Below are 21830 nucleotides of genomic sequence, written 5' to 3'. Positions count from 1 at the left end.
ATACGTCAGCTCAAACTGCCAACGCGCCCGCCAAATCAGACAGCCTCGACCTCTTGCACTTCCGGCACGAAATGGCGCAGCAGGTTCTGCACGCCGTGCTTCAGCGTCGCCGTGGAAGACGGGCAGCCGGAGCATGCGCCTTTCATGTTGAGGAACACCGTACCATCGCGGAAACCGCGGAAGGTGATGTCGCCGCCATCCTGCGCAACGGCGGGACGAACGCGGGTTTCGAGAAGCTCTTTGATCGTCGCGACGATTGTTTCATCGCCTGCTTCGAAGAACTCCTCTTCTTCATCCGAAACTTCGGCATGAACAGCGGTGCCCATCAGCGGGCGGCCGGACATGAAGTGTTCCATGATCGAGCCGAGGATTGCGGGCTTCAGGTGCTGCCACTCGGCACCGTCCTTGGTGACGGTGATGAAATCGAACCCGTAATAGACGCCGGTGACGCCGGGAATTTCGAACAGCACGGCAGCAAGCGGCGAAGCCTGCGCCTGCTGCGCATTCAGGAATTCCGCCGTCCCGCTTTCCAGAACCACCTTGCCGGGCAGGAACTTCAACGTCGATGGGTTCGGCGTGGATTCCGTTTGAATGAACATTTCGATCTCCTTCAAGGCTCTAACCAGAGGTCAAGAGTCTGGCGCCTCGTAATTTAGAATTCTTCCAAAATATGCCGGACGAAGAACGACTTCAAGCCCTGACATGATAAACGCATTCAAGAAATCCGATACTCTGCCTTTCATCCACCAAGCCCGTGCCGAACATGAATTTCAACAAGGCTAAGCGGTCTGTCAGCAAAGTGCGTCGATCTCTTCGTCTGTCAGCGTATCCGGCAGTACGGTTACGGGGATAGGGAAGGCAGCACCGCGACCTGCAATCGACGACACCAGCGGTCCAGGCCCGTCCTTGGTGGACCCGGCGGCCAGCACCAGAATGGCGATATCGCGGTCCTCTTCGATCAGGCCGTGGATTTGCTCCGCGGCATTGCCTTCTCGGATCACCGCCTCCGGCTCGATCCCCATCGTCTCGCGGACCTTCTGCGCCACCTTGGCAAGCGAGGCTTCCGCCTCTTCCTGCGCCTCAGCGCGCATGATCTGCTCGACGCCCAGCCATTGCTGGAAATCACCTTCCGGGATCACGAACAGAAGGACCAGACCACCATTGGAGTTCTTCGCACGACGGCCAGCGTAATGCACGGCCTTTTCACATTCCGGCGTTCCATCGATGACCGCCAGAAATTTCCGGCGGTGTCCTTCCATGCGCGACAGCCGTTTTGAGACCATTCGATACTCCCTGTTTCCGCTATTTTTCGAGCGATCGGCTTCGCCGCGCCAGACGGTTCGCGGCGGAGCTTATAGCAATTTCGGGAAATGCAAAACCGCCCCTTCTGATGGGAGGAGCGGCAAGAGATCACCGCAGGAAGCCGATTATATCGCGTACTTCGTCCATCGTTTTTTGCGCGATGGCGCCCGCACGCTCGCCGCCGTCCTTCAGGATGGCGTCAATGTGAGAAACATCGTCGAGCAGACGGCGCATTTCGCCGTTGATGGGAGCCAGTACGTTAACGGCGAGGTCTACCAGCGCGGGCTTAAACGTGGAGAACTGCTGGCCACCGAATTCGGCCAGTACATCCGCTTTCGTCTTGTCTGAAAGTGCAGCATAAATGCCGACGAGGTTTTCAGCTTCCGCGCGGCCTTTCAAGCCGTCCACCTCGCTCGGCAGCGCATCCGGATCGGTCTTTGCCTTCTTGATCTTTTTGGAGATCGCATCGACATCGTCCATGAGATTGATGCGCGACAGGTCCGATGGATCGGACTTCGACATCTTCTTGGTGCCGTCCTTCAACGACATGACGCGTGGTGCGGGGCCGCCGATCAGGGGCTCTACCATCGGAAAATAGGCGTGAACCGGCTCGTCGCCAACAGTGATGTCGAGGCCAAGACCTGCTTTGCGGATATGGTCGCTGAAGTCCATGTTGAACTTCTGGGCGATATCGCGCGCGAGTTCCAGATGCTGCTTCTGGTCGTCTCCAACGGGTACGTGCGTTGCGCGATAGACAAGAATATCGGCCGCCATCAGGCTCGGATAGGCGAGTAGTCCCAGAGAAACCTGTTCGGCATTCTTGCCGGACTTATCCTTGAACTGGGTCATGCGCTCCATCCAGCCGATGCGAGCGACGCAGTTGAAAACCCAGGCAAGCTCGGCATGCTGCGGAACGGCGGACTGGTTGAAGACGATGTGCTTGACCGGATCGATGCCTGACGCGATGAAGGCTGCGGCGATTGCCCGCGTCTGCGCCTTCAGGTCCGAATGGACGAGCTGTGCTGTGATTGCGTGCATATCGACCACGCAATAGATGCAGTCGTTGTCTTCCTGCAAGGCCACGAATTTGCGGATGGCACCGAGATAGTTGCCGAGATGCAGGTTTCCGGTCGGCTGGACTCCGGAGAAAACCAGCGGCTTGAATGCGTTCATGATCATCCTCGAAAAGGCTTGTGGAGGGCCTTGCCCCGCGTGTTGAATTGGGTGTCAGATTTGGAGGGGCTTATGCACCCGGAACCCACTGCAATCAAGGGATTTCCGAACGGCTTTCCTCAGTTTCCTTTTTCGCTCCACGACGCTTCAAGCCGCGCTTGACCATGCCGAGGCTTGCGCCTCCCGATGCAAAAGCTGCGCCAAAATAAATGACCATCGCGCCGAACACGAGCCCTAGGATGGAGCCTGCGCGCACCGCCAGATTGGAGGCGGAGGAGAGTTCATGCGACAGATAGCCAAGCGCATAGTGGATCGCCACCGCCATGATGCCTGCTGCCAGGATGAGGCGCGGAATGCGTGTTAAAAGCGGAATGTCGATCGTCCAGTGACCGCGCCACAGAAGCATTCCGAATAGCAGGGCGGCGTTGACCCAACCGGCTGTGATTTCTGCTGTTGCAATGCCCGGCCCGCCATAGGATGGAAACAAGGTGAGCGCCAAAGTGACATTCACAACGACCGAAATCGCGGCGAAGATCATCGGCGTGCGGGTGTCTTCCCGAGCAAAGAAGCCGGGAATAAAAGCCTTGATAAGCACGAACGCCGGAAGGCCAAGGCCGTAAATGCCGAGGATTTGTGCGACGGTGATCGTCGCGGACGGCGAAAAGTTGCCCCGCTCGTATAGAAAACGGACGATTGGCTCCGCCATCACCAGCAACGCCGCAGCGGCAGGCAGCGTCAGGAATAACACAAACTCTACTGAGCGGTTTTGTAGATTTGCCGCTTCCACCTGATGGCCACCACGCAAAGCGCGAGCCAACTCCGGCAGCAGCACAGTGGCGACCGCAATCCCCACCACACCGAGGGGTAGCTGATAGATACGGTCTGCATAGGCTAACGAGGAAATGACGCCCTCACCGCCCGAAGCGATATTGGTATTGATCAAGAGGTTGATCTGCGTGATGCCGCCGGTGATGGCTGCAGGCAGTGCAAGGACCAGCAACCGCTTGACATTGGGCGTCAATTTAGGGCGACGAAAACCGATCTTTATGCCTGCGTGACGCACCGCGACCCATACGATGGCAAGCTGCACGAAGCCTGCCGCCATGACACCCCAGGACAGAGCGTATCCGACCTGAAGCGGATCGTAGCTCTGCCACCATGCCCAGCCCAGGACGCCGATGAGGATGATGTTCAGGAACACCGGCGCGATCGCCGCCGCAAAATAACGGTGAAGTGAATTCAGCATGCCACCCATCATCGCGGCCAGCGACATACATGCGAGATAAGGGAACATGATGGTGGCGAGGTGAACCGTGTTCTCAAACTTGGTCGGATCATCCACGAAGCCGGGCGCAATCACGGTGCGCACCAGAAACGGCATCGACAGTTCCATCAGGATCGTCAACGCCATCAGCACGGTGAAGAGAACGCCGAAAACTTCCTCGGAGAACCGGCGAGCGCCCTCCATGCCATTGGCCTCGATTTCCTTTGCAAATAGCGGCACGAAGGCGGAGTTGAACGCCCCTTCGGCAAACAGGCGGCGGAAGGTATTGGGAAAGCGGAAGGCAGCGTTGAACGCATCCGCCACCGGCCCTGTGCCTACGGCAGCGGCCATCAGCATTTCACGCATGAAGCCGAACAGGCGGCTTCCAAGCGTCGCGGAGCCGACGGTTGCGAATTTTGCAATCAGACCCATGCTGCTCTCAAGCCTTCGCGGTACGCGCAGCCGGAAGTGCTGCAACATCGGGATGCGCGATGATGCCAGAGGGCATACGGTCCCGCAGTTCGTCTTCCTGCTCTGCCATAACCGCTTTTAGCCGCATGGCGATGTTGGATTGGCGGTTTTCGGTCATCACCTTCTGGCCGAAGAGGTCGGTCACGTAGAAGGTATCGATCACCTTCTCGCCGAAGGTGGTGATGCGGGCAGACGTGATGTCCAGGGACAGATCGGCCAGCACCGCCGTCATGTCCGCGAGCAGCCCGGGCCGGTCAAGGCACTCCACTTCGATAACCGTAAACTTGTTGGACAGCCCGTTGGAAATGGTGACGGAGGGCGGAATATTAAAGGTCTTGCTCTTCTTGCGGCTTTTCGTCCGCGTGGCGATGATTTCCGGCAGCCGCTTCTTACCCGCCAGAACCTCCTCGATCACCTTGCCGATGTTGTTGGCACGGCGCGTCTCATCCTCATCGATCGGGAATTCACGGTTGATGAGGATGGTGTCCAGCGCACGCCCATCAGACGTGGTGAAGATTTGCGCATCCGCAATGTTCGCGCCCGCCGCAGAACATGCGCCGGTGATGATGGACAGCAGGCGCGGATGGTCCGGGGCGAGAACGGTAATCTCCGTTATGGCGTGGAAGGAATGCGTGCGCACCATGGTCGCCAGCGCCTTTTCCTGCTTGTCCGCTTCGCGCAGGAAACGGGTGTGGCGGATCTGGTCCTGCAAATCCACCGACAGGAGGTAGGCATCGTAATGCAGGTTGCTGTACTTGCGCCGTGCCTTCTGGCCCCAATCCTCAAGCGCATCATAGAGACGCTGACGGGCAATCTTGGCGCGCTCCTTGCGGGAGCTTTCCGAGAAACCGCCGGAAAGCAGCAGTTCGGTTTCGTAATAGAGCGTGCGCAGCAACTGCCCCTTCCAGCCGTTCCACACATCCGGGCCAACGGCGCGGATATCGCAGACGGTGAGGATCAGGAGCATCTTAAGTCGCTCCATAGACTGTACCTTGTCGGCAAAGTCCGTGATCGTCTTGCGGTCGTGCAGATCGCGGGTCTGTGCCACCATCGACATCAAGAGATGCTGCTCGATCAGCCACATCACCGTCTCGGTCTGCTTGCTGGACAGGCGAAAACGCTGGCAGAGCTTTCGCGCGACACGCGCACCGGCAATGGAGTGATCCTCCTGACGGCCCTTGGCGACATCGTGCAGCAGCACGGCCACATAGAGCGCCTCCCGGTCCTCGATGGCGGGCATCAGCTGATTGACCAGCGGGTGTGTGTCGACCGCCTGCCCCTTTTCGATCTCGGAAAGGACCGCAACGGAGCGGATCAGATGCTCATCCACCGTGTAGTGGTGATACATGTTGAACTGCATCATCGAGACGATCTTGCCGAAATCGGGGATGAACTTGCCAAGCACACCCGCCTCGTTCATCCGCCGCAGTGTCAGCGCCGGATCGCGCTTGGAGGTGAGGATGGCAATGAAAAGCCGGTTGGCCTCCTCATTCTCGCGCAGTTCGTGATTGATCAGGCTCAGCGACCGCGTAACGACGCGCAGTGCATCCGGGTGCAGTTCGAGATTGTTGATATCGGCCACATGGAACAGGCGGATGAGGCTGACGGGATCGTTGCGGAACACATCGGCATTGGCAAGCGCGATGCGGCCACGGTCTTCCACGAATTCCGAGGAACCGGGGATTTTGCGCAGGCGGTGGGCAAAGCGGCTGAGTACGCCGGAAAGGCCGGGCACGTCCTTCGCCTGCCGGTCTTCGAGTGCAGCGCAGAGAATGCGCGTCAGATCGCCGACGTCCTTTGCGACGAGGAAGTAGTGCTTCATGAAGCGCTCGACGGCGGAAAGGCCGGGGCGTGGCTGGTAATTCAGGGCAGAGGCAATTTCCCGCTGGATATCGAAGGACAGGCGCTCTTCCGCCTTGCCGGTAATGAAATGCATCTGGCAGCGTACCGCCCAGAGAAAATCATCGGCCTTCTCGAATAGCTTCAATTCACTGCGGGACAGAACGCCGAGCTTCACCAGTTCGGCGGTATCGCGCACATGGTAATAATATTTGGCGATCCAGAACAGCGTGTGCAGGTCGCGAAGCCCGCCCTTGCCTTCCTTGACGTTCGGCTCCACCAGATAGCGCGTGTCGCCCGCCTTGCGGTGGCGCTGGTCGCGTTCGCCCAGCTTGGCGGCAATGAATTCCGGGCCGCTGCTGCTGGTCACGACCTCTGCCTCGAAGCGGCGCTCCAGCTCGTCCGCCAAGGTCTGCTTGCCGCAAATGTGGCGCATTTCGAGGATCGCGGTGCGGATCGTCATATCCGCCTTGGAAAGCTTTATGCACTCATCCACGGTGCGGGTGGCGTGACCGACCTTGAAGCCGACATCCCACAACAGATAAAGCACGAATTCGATGGCCTTATGCATCTCCGGCGTGTTCTTCACCGGCAGCAAGAACAGAAGATCGATATCCGAACCGGGAGCCAGCGTCCCGCGACCGTAACCGCCGACAGCGGTGATGGCGATCTGCGGCGCGTCGTTCGGATAGGCATGCTGGCAGGAAAGATCGTAGAGAACTTCTATCAGACGATCTTGAAGCCAGGAAATCCGCCGCGCGCAGTCGATGCCGCCACCTTCGGAATCCAGCAGCTCGCGGGCCTTTTCACGCCCTTGGGCACTCGCCTTCTTGAAGATCGGCAACAATTCCGAGCGCGCATCAAGGACACGCTTTCCGTCACCTTGAAAAACAAGGTCGCATTCCTGCTTCAATGCCGCGACATTCAGGAGTGCGGAAAAATTCAGATCCTTGGAAGCCATTGATGCCGATATCCATTCCGTGCGGGCTTTTACACTAACCAACCGCCTGTATTCATCGCAAAACCGTTATATGGCCTTGCGCAACATGCCTTGGTCACAGCCCTATAGCGATTTTGAGGCGGTCTGGACAGAACTCTAATGCTCAAGCGTTGCCAAGTTGTTTCTTGAGCGCATAAAGCGCATCCAGCGCCTCACGTGGCGTCATCTCGTCCGGGTTCAGCGCCTTTAGTGCTTCATCTACCTTTGAGTTACCGTTAGACCGCGCTTCTTCCCGTCGCACCGCCACCTGAAACAGAGGCAGATCGTCGATCAACTGGCTGGCCGGGTTCTTCCGGTCCGCATCTTCCAGCTGGTTCAGAACCTCACGCGCCCGCTCCACCACGGCGGCAGGCAGACCGGCGAGCTTCGCGACCTGAATACCGTAGGAACGATCGGCCGCACCGGGACCGACTTCATGCAGGAAGATCACGTCTCCCTCCCATTCACGCACTTTCATGGTGACGTTGGAAAGACGCCCGAGCTTTTCGGAGAGCACGGTCAGTTCGTGGAAATGGGTGGCGAAGAGACCGCGGCAACGGTTCGCTTCATGCAGATGTTCGACCGTTGCCCAAGCGATGGAAAGACCATCGAAGGTCGCCGTGCCTCGGCCGATTTCGTCCAGAATGACGAGCGAGCGATCCGTCGCCTGATTGAGGATCGCAGCCGTCTCGACCATCTCCACCATGAAGGTGGAGCGCCCGCGCGCCAGATCGTCGGACGCGCCGACGCGGGAAAACAGCCGGTCCACGATGCCGATATGCGCCGTTTCAGCTGGCACGAACGAGCCGATCTGGGCAAGGATGGCGATCAGCGCGTTCTGGCGCAGGAAGGTCGATTTACCACCCATGTTCGGGCCGGTCAGCATCCAGATTGCGCCATTCTTGTTGCCACCCGCTGCGGATAGATTGCAATCATTGGCGATGAACGGGCCGGTGGACTGGCGGCGCAGGGCCTGTTCCACCACCGGGTGCCGTCCACCCTTGATGGCGAAACTCATCGAGCCATCCACTGCTGGGCGGCAATAGGCCTGCTCGGCGGCGAGATAGGCAAGGCTGGTTGCGACATCGATCGCAGCAAGCGCCAGTGCGCCTGCCTTGATGGCTTCCGCATGGGACACCACGGCCTTCACCATGTCATCGAATGCACGCAGCTCAATGGTCAGCGCCTGCGATGCGGCATTGGCGATGCGGCTTTCCAGATCGGCAAGCTCGGTCGTCGTGAAACGCATCGCGCCCGCCATGGTCTGGCGGTGGATGAAGCGGGCCTTCGCCTCATCACCCGTCGTCATCACATCGGCATTACCCGCCGTCACTTCGATGAAATATCCCAGCACATTGTTATGCTTGATCTTCAGCGATTTGATGCCGGTCTCTTCGGAATATTGCAGTTGCAGCCCGGCAATGACGCGACGCGACTGGTCACGCAACGCCCGCACCTCGTCCAGATCGGCATCCGAGCCTTCCCGCACGAAACCGCCATCGCGCTTCAGCAGAGGCAGTTCATCGGCAAGCATCCCGGCCAGCGTGGCTTCGAGCGAAACGGGCAACGCCTTCAAATCGGCCAGCGCTTTCGCCAGTTCATCCGGCAACAGCCCCTGATCCAGCAGATCGCCCACCATCGCGGCGGCGGACAGTCCCTGACGGATCGCACCCAGATCACGCGGGCCGCCCCGGTCCAGCGCCAGACGAGACAGCGCCCGCGGCATGTCCGCAACATGTTTCAGTGCATCGCGCAGGCCATCGGTCAAAGAGACATCATCGATGAGATAGGCAACCGCATCCAGCCGCGCATTGATCTTTTCCGGGTCGGTCAGCGGCGACATCAAGCGCTCCGCCAGAAGCCGTGCGCCGCCGCCTGTCACAGTTCGATTGATAGCGTGAAGCAGCGATCCATCGCGCTCCCCGGAAAGCGTCTTCGTCAGTTCCAGATTGGCGCGGGTGGCGGGGTCGATGAACAGAGTGGAGGCGGAGCTTTCCCGCTCCGGCGCGCCCAAAGGCGGTCGCTCGGCAATCTGGGTCTTTTCCACGTAGGCGACGGCTGCGGCGGCGGCGGCCAGCTCGACGCGGGAGAAGGTGCCGAAGCCATCCAGCGTCGAGACATTGAAATAGCGTGCAATGCGCCCTTCAGCCGTGGCGCTATCGAACAGCACGGCAGGCTGCGGTACGGCGACACGACCAAGCACATCGAATGTGGGCCGCAACTCATCATCGTGAAACAGGCTGTCAGCAACGATGAGTTCACGCGGATCGATGCGCCAGATATCGGCCAGCAACCGCGTCAGCGTGGTTTCGGCGAGGCGAAAAACGCCGGTGGAAATATCGATCCATGCCAGCGCGAATTGCGCATCGCCGCTGCCGCGAATGCGGGCAAGCGCCATGAGGTAATTGGATTCCGTCGGCGAAAGCAGCTTTTCCTCGGTCAGCGTGCCGGGCGTCACCAGCCGCACAACATCGCGCCGCACCACGGACTTCGAGCCGCGCTTTTTCGCCTCGGAGGGGTCCTCCATCTGCTCGCAGACGGCGACGCGATATCCGCGCTGGATCAGCTTTTGCAGATAATCATCTGCGGCATGGATCGGCACACCGCACATGGCGATATCCTGCCCCATATGCTGGCCGCGCTTGGTCAGCGTAATGCCCAGCGCCCGCGAAGCCTCCACCGCATCATCGAAGAACAGTTCGTAGAAATCGCCCATGCGATAGAACAGCAGCGAACCGGGGTTGTTCGCCTTGATCTCGATATACTGCTCCATCATCGGCGTGGCCGATGCGCGGCTCTCTTCGGAAATCAGCGAGGCGGTGGAATGAACGTCCGTCAATGGCTTGATCGTATCTGCTTTGCGTTACGGGAAACGAGCGCAGAGACTATAGAGCCTGCCTTATAAGGACAACACACGGAACCCGCCTGCCCACAGGAAGCTTTTGTTTGAGTGTCCACCAAGGCTTTTGCATCCATACAAACGCGAGCATGACGGAAATCGTGGGCACTATCACCCGTTGAAGCGCTCTGCCTCGCCGCCGTAATAATTGATGTAGCGACCGGCAATGGATGAAATCGGCAGCACCACCAGTACGTCGGTGGTATTGAACGCGTGATCGACCACAGCGCCGGAACCGAACATGGCGCCAATGCGCATATAGGCCTTGATGAGCGGCGGCATGGCGTTGAGCGCTCTGCGCGGATTGATGGCCTCGACCGGCATCAAATCCATTTCGCGGTAGAGTTCCGGCATCGCCTTGGCCGACCACTCGCCCTTTACCGTGCAATTGTGATGCAGGAAGGAAAGCGCGAGCGCGTGGAGTTCAGGCTGCACACCGGGAAAGGAAGCGCAGCCGATCATGGCGTCCATTCTGTGTTTAACGGCATAGGCCCAGTTGCCTTGCCAGAGAAGCTCGATGGTCCGCTTGGTGCGGTATTCCGGCAGCACACAAGACCGGCCAAGCTCCATGAAGCGCTTGCCCGGATGGCGGGCTATCAGGCCTTCGATATCGAATTCGCTGGCAGAATAGAAACCGTTATTGGCAAAGGCCGTGTCCTGCCGAAGCAGGCGATACGTGCCGACGACCTGATCCTCCGGATCACCTTCGATGGAGGTGTCCAGAACGAGGAGATGATCGCAAATCGCATCGAAGGCATCGATATCCCGTCCACGCCACATCGCGTCTGCCGGCAGCCTTGCACCCATTTCCTCGACAAACACCTTGAAACGCAACTGCTGAGCAGCGTCGACTTCGCGCTCGTTTTTGGCGAGACGCGTTTCCATCGAGCCAATGCGGCCGAAAACGTCGTCTTCGCGCCTTTTGACAGCCGGCAAAGCTTTATTGATGAGAGTGTGTTCGCGAACGTCGCGCTCAAGAATTTCCGTGACCATGGAGAATCGCCCCGCCACCGTTTGAATCTGGCTGTCATAAATCACTTCTTGACGACAGAACAGTGACAGTTAGCCGCCTGGATGACCTGGGGTAACGCTAAATCTGGCCCGTGCGTTTTTGCGGAAACAGCCGCAATATTTCTTCGATAAGCCGTTTCGGCTCTACAGGCTTCGGCAATACCAGCTCTATACCCGAATCAAGCAACGTCGCGCGGCTTTCATCTGCCGTATCTGCGCTGAGCACGATGGCTGGCACAGGTTTGGATTTTGCTAGTGAGGCGCAAATGTCCGGCAGAACCTCCAGCCCCTCACCACCCGGCATATTGAGGTCGGAGATAACGAGATCGGGGAGGTCATCACTATTCGAAAGCGCCTGCGACAGCGCATTGAAATCCGAAACCAGCCGGACCTTGCAGCCCGCTCTCTCCAGAACGGCACGGATAATGCGAGCATTCACCGGATCGTCTTCCGCCACCAGAACATCGAGTTGGCAGGCGCCTGAACCATCATGGGGTATAGCGACCGGCGGGGAGTATCCGAAACCGGAATAATTGTCGTTGATCGCATCGCGCCGTTCTACGCCGCGCAGGCGACCACACAGCACATCCACGAGCGACTTCTCACGCAAGGGCCGGATCAGCCATGCATCGAAATCGTCCTGCTTCTGCGAAGCGCGCTCCTCGGGATTAACGAGCAATATACGCCGCAACGGCGTTGCCGGGTAAGGTGGCAATGCCTTCAGGAACGTCTTGAACTCCGTTGCGACGCGATGGTCCACGATCACATCGGTCAATCCCGCAAGAGCGCCTTCGGCCAGAAGTCGCTCGATACCCGCCGCGTCTGGAAAATGATGGCAGATACCACCCAGCGACCGGATCGCGCTAAGCGTCGCATTGGCAGCAACACCTGCCGGAGAGAGGAGCAGGACTCGGGATTGTCGCAGCGTATCCGTTCGTGACGTTGGCTGGGTCAGTCCAGCGCCTTCGGGGCAAAATTTCAGAACGAAGGTGCTGCCCTTGCCCTGCTCGCTGTCAACGGTCAGTGTGCCGCCGAATTCGCGCACGATGCGGGCCGAAATGGCAAGACCGAGACCGGTGCCTGCGCGGCGCTGGCTTGCCGACCCCGCCTGCTCGAACTCCCCGAAAATGCGGGCCTGTTCAGCGCGGTTCATGCCGGGGCCGGTATCCTCGACGGCAATGGAAATCTCACCATCGCGCATTCCCGCCTGCACCAGCACACCGCCATTCGCCGTAAATTTCACCGCATTGCCGATGAGGTTGAACAGCACCTGCCGCAGCCGCGCGGGATCGAAGTCCAGATAATCGGGCACATCCGGCGAAACGAAGGACGCTATCTCGACGCCTTTTTCATGGGCGCGGTGCGCAAGCATCTCTACGACGCTCTCGATCAGTTGCCGCAGGTTCTCAGCACGTGGATTGAGCCGGAAACGTCCGGATTCCATAGTCGAATAATCCAGCAGGTCTTCGACGAGCTGGACCAGCGCCTGCCCCGACTGGCGCATGCCATCGAGATAATTTCGCTGTTCCTGATTGAGCCTGGTCTGCGACAGAAGGTGGTTCATGCCGAGAATGCCGGATAGCGGCAGACGGATTTCGTGGCTGACCGTCGCCAGAAGCCGCCCTTTGGCTGCATCGGCATTTTCCGCTTTGACACGCGCTTCCTCACGGCTGACGAGAGCTGCGCGTTCGTCTGTCACATCGCGCGCGATACTGCTGATCACCAGCTTGCTGCTGGACACATCCTGCGTCACGACATCGTGCCAGCTAAAAATGCGCTGCCCGAAGGGTGTGGCTATTTCCAAATCATAGCAATGCAGTTTGCCTCCGGGGCGAAAGGCAATCCCGATATCCTCGCAAGCCTTGCCCTCGGGGTCGGCACAACCCGTCATCTCACGAAAGACGCCATTGGCGTGAGTAATGCGCCGGTTCATGTCACGGGTCACAACAAGATCGCCCATTGCCTCGTGCATTTCGGCCATCAGGGCGGCGTTGCGGTTCTGCTTTTCTTCCTGTGTTTTTGCCTCAAGCACGTCCCTGCCGCGCGAAACGGAGGTGCGCCATGCGGCATGGGCAAAGCCGGTCAGCCCGATCAGGCCGGTAAAGGCGGATAAAAGCGCGAAGACCGCATCGTAGTTCAACAGGCTCGCAAAGAAAAAGGCGACGGCGCCGCCAGCCGAAAGCAGTGCGAAACCATGCAGGAGACTGGATGTTGCGGGTTCTGGCTGACGCGATGGAAGCGGCGGTGGGAGGTGCTTGGAAGTCTGGTCGATGTGCTCGGCAGCCACAGCTTCGTCAACGGCCTCGGTGGAACCGAAGGCATCGGAAAGCTGGTCTTTCAGTCTCGCAAGATCGCTCATGCCATAACCATTACCACGGCAGCGGTTTTGAATGGCTTGGCTGAAACGCTAGAATTTTAGCGGTTTCGCTTTATTCCTCGGCCCGAGGCTTTCCGCGCGAAGCTCTTGCCTGCAATATCTCGTCCAGAATGACGCAACCTGCGCCGACGGTTATGAAGCTATCCGCCAGATTGAAGACGGCGAACGACCATGTGGATGTGTGGAACAGGATGTAGTCCACGACATGGCCATAGAGAAAACGGTCAAAGATATTACCTGCGGCACCGGCAATGATCAGCGCGAAGCCAAGATGGGCGAAGGTACGGTCCTTATCCGTCTTGCGCCAAAGCCAGATGACGAAACCGACGATGACGAGGCGCATGGTGACGATGAACCAGCCCTCCATGTCGGATAGCATGGAGAAGGCAACACCGAAATTATAGGTGCGGTAGAGCGCCAGAAACGGCGCGACCGGCACCATTTCCTGCAGGGGCAGATAGTCTTCCACCAGAAGCTTGACGACCTGATCGGTCAAAAGCGCCAGAAGAATGAAAGCGATGGCCGGAACGGGTTTGGAGAACAGGGCAGCCTTGGCCATTATTTCACCGGTGCGAGTTCGAGAAGGTGACGACGCGCTTCAAACAGCATCACCGCGCTTGCAATCGCCAGATTGAGCGAATCCGCCCTGCCCTGTTGCGGAATGCGGGCCAGCTGATCCGCCTTGGATGCCAGTTCCGGCGGAAGGCCGGATTGCTCGTTGCCCATCAGGAGCACGACCGGCTTCTTTTTGTAGTCGATCGTGCGATAATCCACCGAACCGGCGAGATGGGTGGCGACGACGCTGACGCCCGCGTTCTTCTTCCAGCTCAGAAATTCATCGACCGATGCACGCGCAACCGGCATGGCAAAGACCGAGCCCATGGTGGCGCGTACGGTTTCCAGCGAAAACGGGTCAGTGCAATCGCCCACCAGAATGACGCCGGAAGCGCCCGCCGCATCTGCCGTGCGAATGATGGTACCGAGATTGCCGGGGTCGCGCACCCGGTCCAGCGCAATATAGGTCTGGCCATCCTGCGGCACGATATCCTTCAGCGGCTTCCATTTCTGTTCGAAAATGCCGACAACCATCTGCGGATTATCGCGACGGGTGATGGAAGAAATAACCTTCTCCGTCACTTCCAGCACGAGGCCGCCGGAGGCGACCGTCTTTGTCGCGACCTGTTCGACCAGCGGTTTGCCCTTGGCACTTTTTGCATAGACCAGTGTCCGGATCGTCCAACCCAGTTCAAGAGCGTCGATGACGAGCTTCAGACCTTCGGCCATGAAGGTGCCGCTCTCTTCACGGCCCTTCTTTTGCGTCAGGTTCTTGATGTCCTTGATGATGGGGTTTGCGAGGCTCGTTACCTCTTTGACCTGCCCCACCCGGCCCGGTCTGTTTTCGCGGCGATCATCGATCATTTCGGCACCCAGCGGGAAAAGAGAGAGGTTGAAAGCACGCGGCCCGGCGTTTTGCCATCGAGCCCCGCTTCGCGGATCACCAGTTCGCCGGACGCGACTTCGCCGCTCATCCCGCGCATGGTTTCGCGCATCAGCTCATGCATCGAATAGAAGCTGGCGCGGATCGAATAGGCCGTCAGTACGAAACCGAGCGCTTTCGGAGAGAGAATTTCGCGGCACACGTCCAGCATCAGCGGTAGGTGATCGTAGAGATCCCAAACCTCGCCGTGGGTACCGCGACCGAACTTCGGCGGATCGGTGAGGACGATGTCGTAACTATTGCCGCGCCGCTCTTCACGCAGGATGAATTTCATCGCGTCTTCGCAAATCCAGCGGATCGGCGCACTGTCAAGCCCGGCAAGCTGCTGGTTTTCCCGCGCCCAGCCGATGGCTTTCTTGGACGCATCCACATGCGTCACTTCAGCACCAGCCGCAGCGGCCACCAGAGAGGCAACGCCGGTGTAGCCGAAGAGATTGAGAACCTTGAGGGGGCGATCAGCTTTCTCGATGGTCTGCTTCAGCCATTCCCAATGAACGATCTGTTCAGGAAACACGCCGACATGTCGGAAGGACGTGAATCGTCCAAGGAAATCGACACCGAGCAACGAGAGTGGCCATGTTTCGCCGAGCGCCTGCTTGGGAAAGCGCCAGCGGCCACTACCCTCCTCGTCAGTATCACCGGTGAAAAGGGCGTCGGCATTTTCCCACACCCGCTCGGCAAGACTTGGACGCCACAGCGCCTGCGCCTCGGGCCGCACGATCCGGTATTCGCCGTACTGCTCCAGCTTCAAGCCATTGCCGCTGTCGATCAGGTGGAAATCTCCGGCACCGAGCGACTCCAGAATGACCGGAACCTGTTCTGTCGGCAGCGCACCCTCTCGGGTTTTCAGCGGGCGTGGCGGCACCTGCTCCATAGCGGGCGCACTGGCCTTCACCTTTTCCTTGGGCGTCGCGTTTGCGGCAGGGCGCACGTAATCCGGCGCGCGGTTTTTCGGCGCTGCATCCTTTTGGCGAGCGGGTCTCGCCGTAGTCTTTTGCCGGTTATCCTGTCCGGCGCGGGACTTGCCCCCCACACGGCTATCTTTTTTCTTCAACGGAAATCTTTCTGAGCGCAACAATGCTTCTGCGATCAGCGCATATCACCAAGCGACAAGATTATCAAAGGTCTGCGAGCAATGCGCGATGAACAGTTTGTGGCTTATTGCGCAGCAATCTGGTTTGACGCCTGCGAGCCGGTGACCGCATTGGCAGCGGCTTTCTGTTTCGTAGCCTCATCATGCCAGCGAATGGCTTCCCTTGCTTCCGTACGCGCACGCTTGCGATGCTTGCCTTGAGAAACCCATGTCGCGAAAGAGCCGAGAAACACGCCGAAGATGACGGCGAGAAACAGGAATACGAAGAACGGTGCGGTGAAAGCCATCACCGTGTCGGAAGGCTCGAATGGATTGAGCGCCAGCGTGACCGACTGCCGGTTTGCCACACACAGGATAATCAGGACGATGGCCAGCGGCACAAGAATCAACAGGTTGACGATCTTCTTCGACATTCAACGATACTCCGTCTTAGGGGCCTTCAGACAACCAGCGTGAACGTCACATGGATATTGAACGCTCTCGCTCAACCCTGCGCTTAGTCTTCGTCTTCCTCGTCACCCATGCCGGGGTTCAGTCTCTCACGAAGTTCCTTGCCGGTCTTGAAGAATGGGACCCATTTTTCCTCGACAAAAACAGACTCACCCGTGCGCGGGTTCCGTCCGGAACGCGAGGGGCGGTTCTTGACCGAAAACGCACCGAAACCGCGCAGCTCAACGCGATTACCCGCCGCCAGCGCATCCGTGATCTCATCGAGAACGGCGTTGACGATATTTTCCACGTCACGGTGGTAAAGATGCGGATTACGCGCAGCAACGATCTGCACCAGTTCGGACTTAATCACAGTTGCCCCCTGAAAAAACTAGGCTTTTATTGTTCACCAACCTGCCAAACCGAAACAAGACCGTCAAGAAACAACTTGTCGGCTCCCAGTTGGCGAGGGGCATCAAACGGCAGAAACTCATCGAAACCGAGTATTTTAGCGATTCCTGCAACACTAAAGAGCGAAAAGGGCGAGCGCTTCGAAGGTGCCGTCCACTCGACGATGGGCAGATCCTTATTCACGCCGCGCGTTTCGAAATAGGCGCGGATTTCCTTTTCGCCGCCAAGTGTATCTATCAGCTTTGCCGCGACGGCCTGACGGCCGGTGAAGATCGATCCATCCGAGAGCTTCAGCACCTCTTCGCGCGGAAGTTTGCGACGATCCGCTACAAGGTCGACGAACCAGTTGTAGCTGTCCATGACCATATTGCGGATCATGGTCTTGGATTCTTCCGGCGGCTCGTGGAAGGGCGAAGGCTCTGCCTTCATCGGTGAGGATTTGATTTCCTGCAGGGAAACGCCCAGCTTGTCGAGAAGCGGACCGACCTGCGGATACTGGAAAATGACGCCGATGGAGCCGGTAATCGAGGTATCGCCCGCAACGATGGTATCGCCTGCGGCCGCAATCATGTAACCGGCGGAAGCAGCCAGCGTGCGTACATCTGAAACGACCGGCTTCTTTTCAGCAATGGTGCGGATCGCCTTGAAGATGCGCTCTCCGCCATAGGTCGTGCCGCCGGGCGAGGAAATGGAAACGATCACGCCCTTGGCGGCATCGCTCTCTGCTATCTTCTGCAAACGTTCCAGAAGCTCGGTATCTTCCTGAATGAGACCGCTGATTTCCACCCTTGCGATGTGCGGCAGCGCACTCTGCGAAGGCGCGGAAAAGGCAAAGCGATACAGCGCGAACAGGCCCACCACCAGCAGAAGAACCACCGCCACGCGCCAGAAGGTAAGCTTGCGGCGCAACTGTCGGCGGTCTGCGATTGCCATCTGATCCATGGGTCTACCTTGTTCAAACTACGCTGAGAGGTCGGGGGCATCATCCTTCGCCCTGCCGGTTTTGCCTGGCGCATATGAGCGTTGTAGCGCGCTTCTGCAAGAACAAGAACGGCCAAACACCCGTTTTGCTAAAAATAATGATGCTCTTGCGCTCTTTCAGAGAAAAACCATATTGGCAGGGCAAGGCCATCGTGCCAAACACTTGAGATGAACACGTAGCGGCCTTCGTGCACGACCTGAAGATGTGCGCAACGCCTCCGGACCCGACGAATGCTCGATAGATTTAGCCAACCAGCGCCCGGCTTTCCGCTGCCGGACAAATTGCCCAATGCCTATGATCTGGCACGGCGGCATTCCGCGCGCGTAAAAAAGCTGAAAGTGGCGCTGCCTGTTGCTGCCGCACTGATCTCTTTCGTCTTCATCGGCGTTTCTCTGGTCCGCACATGGATGCCGGATGAGGTTTCACTCGAAAGCGCCACCATCGAGGATGGCAAGATCGTCATGGAGAAGCCCGCGCTCGCAGGACGCAACAACAAGGGCTTCGACTATTCCATGAATGCCGAGCGGGCGTTGCAGGATATCACCAGCCCCAACCTGATGACGCTGGAAAAAGTCTTGGCCGCAGTACCGATGAACGATATCGTCGCGCAGGTTGTGGCGCAGGAAGGTATTTTCGACCGTGCTACAAATCGGTTGAAAATGACCGCGCCTTTTGACATCAATCTGAGTAACGGCCTGAAAGCGCAGTTTCAATCTGCCGATGTCGACCTGAAGGCAGGAACGATGGACAGCAAAGACCCTGTCTCCATCACCACCAAGGAAGGTTCGATTGTTGCAGAAAGTCTTTCTATAGCGGATAATGGCCGCACAATTACATTCTCGGGGCAGGTACGAGCTCGTATCGCTGCATCCACCATCAAGAACGCAGGCAATTGAGAGCCCGAACCATATGACGCAGATCACGCGCCCCGAACGTTTTGTCCCAGGCATCGCAGCCGCCATTCTTCTGGCCTGTCTCGCCGCTCCCGCCAACGCCCAGAACACAACCAGCAGCATGGAAGGTCTCAAGCTTTCCAACGACCAGCCGATCGCCATCGAAAGCGACCAGCTGGAAGTACGCGACCAGGAGAAGAAGGCCTACTTTACCGGTAACGTGAAGGTGGTTCAGGGAACGACGACACTTCAGGCTGGCAAGATGACGGTGCTTTATAAGGGCGGCGCCGAAGGGCAAGGCAACTCGATCACCAGCGGCAACGCCGATATCGACAAGATTTTCGTCGACAATTCCGTGTACCTGGTTTCCGGTACGCAGAAGGCAACCGCCGACAAGGGTGAGTTCGACATGACCTCGCAGACCTTCACGCTTTCCGGTAAGCAGGTCGTCTTGTCGCAGGACAAGAACGTGTTTACCGGTTGCAAGCTGACGGTTCTGATGAACACAGGCGAGGCAAAGCTGGAAAGCTGTGGCGGACCGGTGCGCATCATGCTCGACCCAAAATCGCAGAAAACGCAGTAAGCCGCATCTCGTGACGATACCCATTATCTCAAAGCTGATTGGCGCAGGCTCCCCGCGCGTTGCTGAAAGCGATGCAGCGCTTGCGGACAAGGCACGTTACGAAGGCACGCTGATTGCGCATGGCCTGACGAAGACCTACAACACCCGCCGCGTCGTCAATGGCGTGTCGCTGGTGGTTCGCCGCGGTGAGGCCGTCGGCCTGCTCGGGCCGAATGGCGCGGGCAAGACCACCTGTTTCTACATGATCACGGGCCTCGTGCCGGTCGATAGCGGAAAGATCGCCATCAACGGCAATGACGTGACCGGGATGCCCATGTATCGCCGTGCGCGCCTCGGCGTCGGTTACCTTCCGCAGGAAGCGTCTATTTTTCGCGGGTTGACGGTGGAAGAGAATATCCGCGCCGTTCTGGAAGTTCATGAGAAGGATGAGGCGAAGCGTAACCGCAAGCTCGACGAGCTTCTGGAAGAGTTTCATATCTCCCAGCTGCGCAAGTCTCCGGCCGTTGCGCTGTCCGGTGGTGAGCGCCGCCGTCTGGAAATTGCCCGCGCCCTGGCAACCGACCCGACATTCATGCTGCTCGACGAACCATTCGCGGGCGTCGATCCGATTTCCGTCAGCGATATCCAGAACCTCGTGCGCCATCTGACGGCACGCGGCATTGGCGTTTTGATCACCGACCACAATGTGCGTGAAACGCTGGGCCTGATCGACCGCGCCTACATCATCCACGCGGGTGAAGTTCTTACCCATGGTCGCGCGAACGAAATCGTCAATAATGCTGATGTTCGCCGTCTTTATTTGGGTGACAATTTCAGCCTGTGACGCTCATCCGTCTCAGAAACACGCTTTCTGAGGGTGCCAAAGCGAAGATTCTTCGCTTGGCGCCATTGTTGCGCTTGACCAAACAAAAATAAAAAGCAATTTTTGGGCCAAGTTCTCTTCATCCTGCCGTAAAAGTGAAAATAATCGGCGATGAAGGGATTTTTTGGGAGTTTAGCGTCCGCCATGGCCTTGTCAGCCAGCCTTTTGCTGCGTCAAAACCAATCTCTTGTGATGACACCACAGCTGATGCAGTCCATCCAGCTGCTTCAGATGACGCATATCGAGCTGACACAATTCATCGCGCAGGAAGTCGAAAAAAACCCGCTGCTTGAAATAGCGGCAAACGACAGCGAATTAGGCGGCGCCGTTCCGTCAGGCGAAGGCAGCAGCGATCTCGCGGACGTTGCGGGAGAACTTTTACCTGCGATACCAGCATCAGAGCGTGACGATTGGTACGGCGACGATGCACCTGCTTTGAACGAGCGGCTGGACACGAATTTCGAAAATGTGTTTCAGGATGATGGCGCAGAGCGCAAGGCGGATGCTCCAGAGCTTCTTGGTCAGTGGAAGTCCATGCCCGGCGGCGACGCCTCGGAAGGCTATGACCTGGACGATTTCGTGGCGGGCAAGCCGTCGTTGCGTGACCATATTCTCCAGCAGCTTCCCTTTGCCGTTTCCTCCCCTCAGGAAAGGGTGATTGCGGATGCATTGATCGATCATCTGGACGACACCGGCTACATCGACTGTCATGCCGTGTCCGATATCTCCGGGCGGCTGGCCGTTGCCGAACAGGATGCAGAACGCATTCTATGCGTTTTGCAGGGCTTTGATCCACCCGGTGTCTTTGCCCGCTCGCTCAGCGAATGCCTGTCCATCCAGCTTGCGCAGAAAGACCGTCTGGACCCAGCCATGCAGGCCTTCGTCGCCCATCTGGAGCTTTTGGCCAAGCGCGACTTCGCAACGCTTAAAAAGCTATGTGGCGTGGATGAGGAAGACCTTCTCGACATGCTGGCGGAAATCCGCACTCTGAACCCGCGTCCCGGTGCAGGCTTCGAAGGCGGCGTTTCCGAAACCATCGTCCCGGACATCATTGTGCGGCCATCCAGCGATGGCGGCTGGCTGATCGAACTCAACCCGGAAACACTGCCGCGCGTGCTGGTGAACCAGACCTATTTCGCCGAGGTTTCGAAATTGAAGACCCGCGCGGGCGAGGACGGCGAGTTCCTCACCGAATGCATGCAGACGGCCAACTGGTTGACCCGCAGCCTCGACCAACGGGCCAAGACCATCATGAAGGTGGCGACCGAGATCGTGCGCCAGCAGGATGCGTTTCTGCTGCACGGCGTCGATCATCTGCGCCCGCTCAATCTCAAACAGGTTGCCGACGCCATCAAGATGCACGAATCGACCGTCAGCCGTGTCACATCGAAGAAATACATGCTGACACCGCGTGGCGTTTTCGAGCTGAAATATTTCTTCAGCGTCTCCATCGGCTCGGTTGAAGGCGGAGACAATCACTCGGCGGAAGCCGTGCGCCATCGCATTCGCACCATGATCGCGCTGGAAGCGCCTGAAGCGGTACTTTCAGACGATGATATCGTCGAAATTCTTAAGAAAAATGGTGTCGATCTGGCGCGGCGCACCGTCGCAAAATATCGTGAAGCGATGAACATTCCGTCATCTGTGCAAAGGCGCCGCGAGAAGAAAGCACTCGCCCGGGTTGCGGCTGGCTGACGCAATTTATCTTAGTTTCCAAATACTTAATATTCCTAATTGACTCTTAACGGCACCAAGGCTAGAAGC

18 protein-coding genes are annotated in these 21830 nt (G+C 58.2%); 4 read left to right on the top strand and 14 right to left on the bottom strand.

The window, feature by feature from the left end; translation table 11 throughout:
- Positions 1–35: 35 nt before the first annotated feature.
- From G6L28_RS01120 to sppA, 14 genes are all read right to left on the bottom strand, one after another.
- Positions 36–599, bottom strand: coding sequence for a NifU family protein (locus G6L28_RS01120; protein ID WP_174061932.1), 564 nt, complete (start codon positions 597–599; stop codon positions 36–38).
- Between the two features lie 192 nt (positions 600–791).
- Positions 792–1283, bottom strand: a complete 492-nt coding sequence (locus G6L28_RS01115; protein ID WP_174061931.1) for a universal stress protein — start codon at positions 1281–1283, stop codon at positions 792–794.
- Between the two features lie 127 nt (positions 1284–1410).
- Positions 1411–2475, bottom strand: a complete 1065-nt coding sequence (gene trpS / locus G6L28_RS01110; RefSeq protein WP_174061930.1) for a tryptophan--tRNA ligase — start codon at positions 2473–2475, stop codon at positions 1411–1413.
- A gap of 94 nt (positions 2476–2569) precedes the next feature.
- A complete protein-coding gene (gene murJ / locus G6L28_RS01105; RefSeq protein WP_174061929.1) occupies positions 2570–4171 on the bottom strand; it encodes a murein biosynthesis integral membrane protein MurJ in 1602 nt (533 codons plus the stop codon).
- A gap of 7 nt (positions 4172–4178) precedes the next feature.
- Positions 4179–7010, bottom strand: a complete 2832-nt coding sequence (locus tag G6L28_RS01100; protein WP_174061928.1) for a [protein-PII] uridylyltransferase — start codon at positions 7008–7010, stop codon at positions 4179–4181.
- Positions 7011–7152: 142 nt separating this feature from the next.
- The gene (gene mutS, locus G6L28_RS01095) at positions 7153–9804 is read right to left on the bottom strand and encodes a DNA mismatch repair protein MutS (protein ID WP_174062031.1); all 2652 of its coding nucleotides are present in this window, start codon (positions 9802–9804) and stop codon (positions 7153–7155) included.
- A 234-nt stretch (positions 9805–10038) separates the two neighbouring features.
- On the bottom strand, positions 10039–10920 hold the full coding sequence (locus tag G6L28_RS01090) for a GNAT family N-acetyltransferase (protein WP_174061927.1): 882 nt from the start codon (positions 10918–10920) through the stop codon (positions 10039–10041).
- 97 nt (positions 10921–11017) lie between these two features.
- Positions 11018–13297, bottom strand: coding sequence for a PAS domain-containing sensor histidine kinase (locus G6L28_RS01085; protein ID WP_174061926.1), 2280 nt, complete (start codon positions 13295–13297; stop codon positions 11018–11020).
- A 70-nt stretch (positions 13298–13367) separates the two neighbouring features.
- Positions 13368–13874, bottom strand: coding sequence for a signal peptidase II (gene lspA, locus G6L28_RS01080; RefSeq protein WP_174061925.1), 507 nt, complete (start codon positions 13872–13874; stop codon positions 13368–13370).
- Complete coding sequence (locus G6L28_RS01075) at positions 13874–14734, bottom strand: TrmH family RNA methyltransferase (RefSeq protein ID WP_174061924.1); 861 nt, start codon at positions 14732–14734, stop codon at positions 13874–13876. The genes lspA and G6L28_RS01075 overlap by 1 nt, the downstream gene beginning before the upstream one ends.
- The gene (locus G6L28_RS01070; protein WP_174061923.1) at positions 14731–15867 is read right to left on the bottom strand and encodes a class I SAM-dependent methyltransferase; all 1137 of its coding nucleotides are present in this window, start codon (positions 15865–15867) and stop codon (positions 14731–14733) included. The genes G6L28_RS01075 and G6L28_RS01070 overlap by 4 nt, the downstream gene beginning before the upstream one ends.
- Positions 15868–15971: 104 nt before the next feature.
- Positions 15972–16319 carry a LapA family protein gene (locus tag G6L28_RS01065; RefSeq protein ID WP_174061922.1) on the bottom strand — a complete coding sequence of 116 codons (348 nt, stop codon included), beginning with the start codon at positions 16317–16319 and terminating at the stop codon, positions 15972–15974.
- An 83-nt stretch (positions 16320–16402) separates the two neighbouring features.
- Positions 16403–16708, bottom strand: coding sequence for an integration host factor subunit beta (locus G6L28_RS01060; protein ID WP_174061921.1), 306 nt, complete (start codon positions 16706–16708; stop codon positions 16403–16405).
- 26 nt (positions 16709–16734) lie between these two features.
- On the bottom strand, positions 16735–17688 hold the full coding sequence (sppA, locus tag G6L28_RS01055) for a signal peptide peptidase SppA (RefSeq protein ID WP_174061920.1): 954 nt from the start codon (positions 17686–17688) through the stop codon (positions 16735–16737).
- A 270-nt stretch (positions 17689–17958) separates the two neighbouring features.
- Here sppA and lptC point away from each other — a divergent pair, with 270 nt between their 5' ends.
- From lptC to rpoN, 4 genes are all read left to right on the top strand, one after another.
- The gene (gene lptC / locus G6L28_RS01050; RefSeq protein WP_174061919.1) at positions 17959–18624 is read left to right on the top strand and encodes an LPS export ABC transporter periplasmic protein LptC; all 666 of its coding nucleotides are present in this window, start codon (positions 17959–17961) and stop codon (positions 18622–18624) included.
- A gap of 13 nt (positions 18625–18637) precedes the next feature.
- Positions 18638–19204, top strand: a complete 567-nt coding sequence (locus tag G6L28_RS01045) for an LptA/OstA family protein (protein ID WP_174061918.1) — start codon at positions 18638–18640, stop codon at positions 19202–19204.
- Between the two features lie 16 nt (positions 19205–19220).
- Positions 19221–20027, top strand: coding sequence for an LPS export ABC transporter ATP-binding protein (gene lptB, locus G6L28_RS01040; RefSeq protein WP_425292643.1), 807 nt, complete (start codon positions 19221–19223; stop codon positions 20025–20027).
- 183 nt (positions 20028–20210) lie between these two features.
- Positions 20211–21761 carry an RNA polymerase factor sigma-54 gene (gene rpoN / locus G6L28_RS01035; protein ID WP_174061917.1) on the top strand — a complete coding sequence of 517 codons (1551 nt, stop codon included), beginning with the start codon at positions 20211–20213 and terminating at the stop codon, positions 21759–21761.
- Positions 21762–21830: the final 69 nt, after the last annotated feature.

Source organism: Agrobacterium larrymoorei, from assembly GCF_013322225.1.
GTDB lineage: Bacteria > Pseudomonadota > Alphaproteobacteria > Rhizobiales > Rhizobiaceae > Agrobacterium > Agrobacterium larrymoorei_A.
The sequence above is the reverse complement of the archived record's forward strand: the minus strand, read 5'-3'. Positions and strand labels throughout refer to the sequence as shown.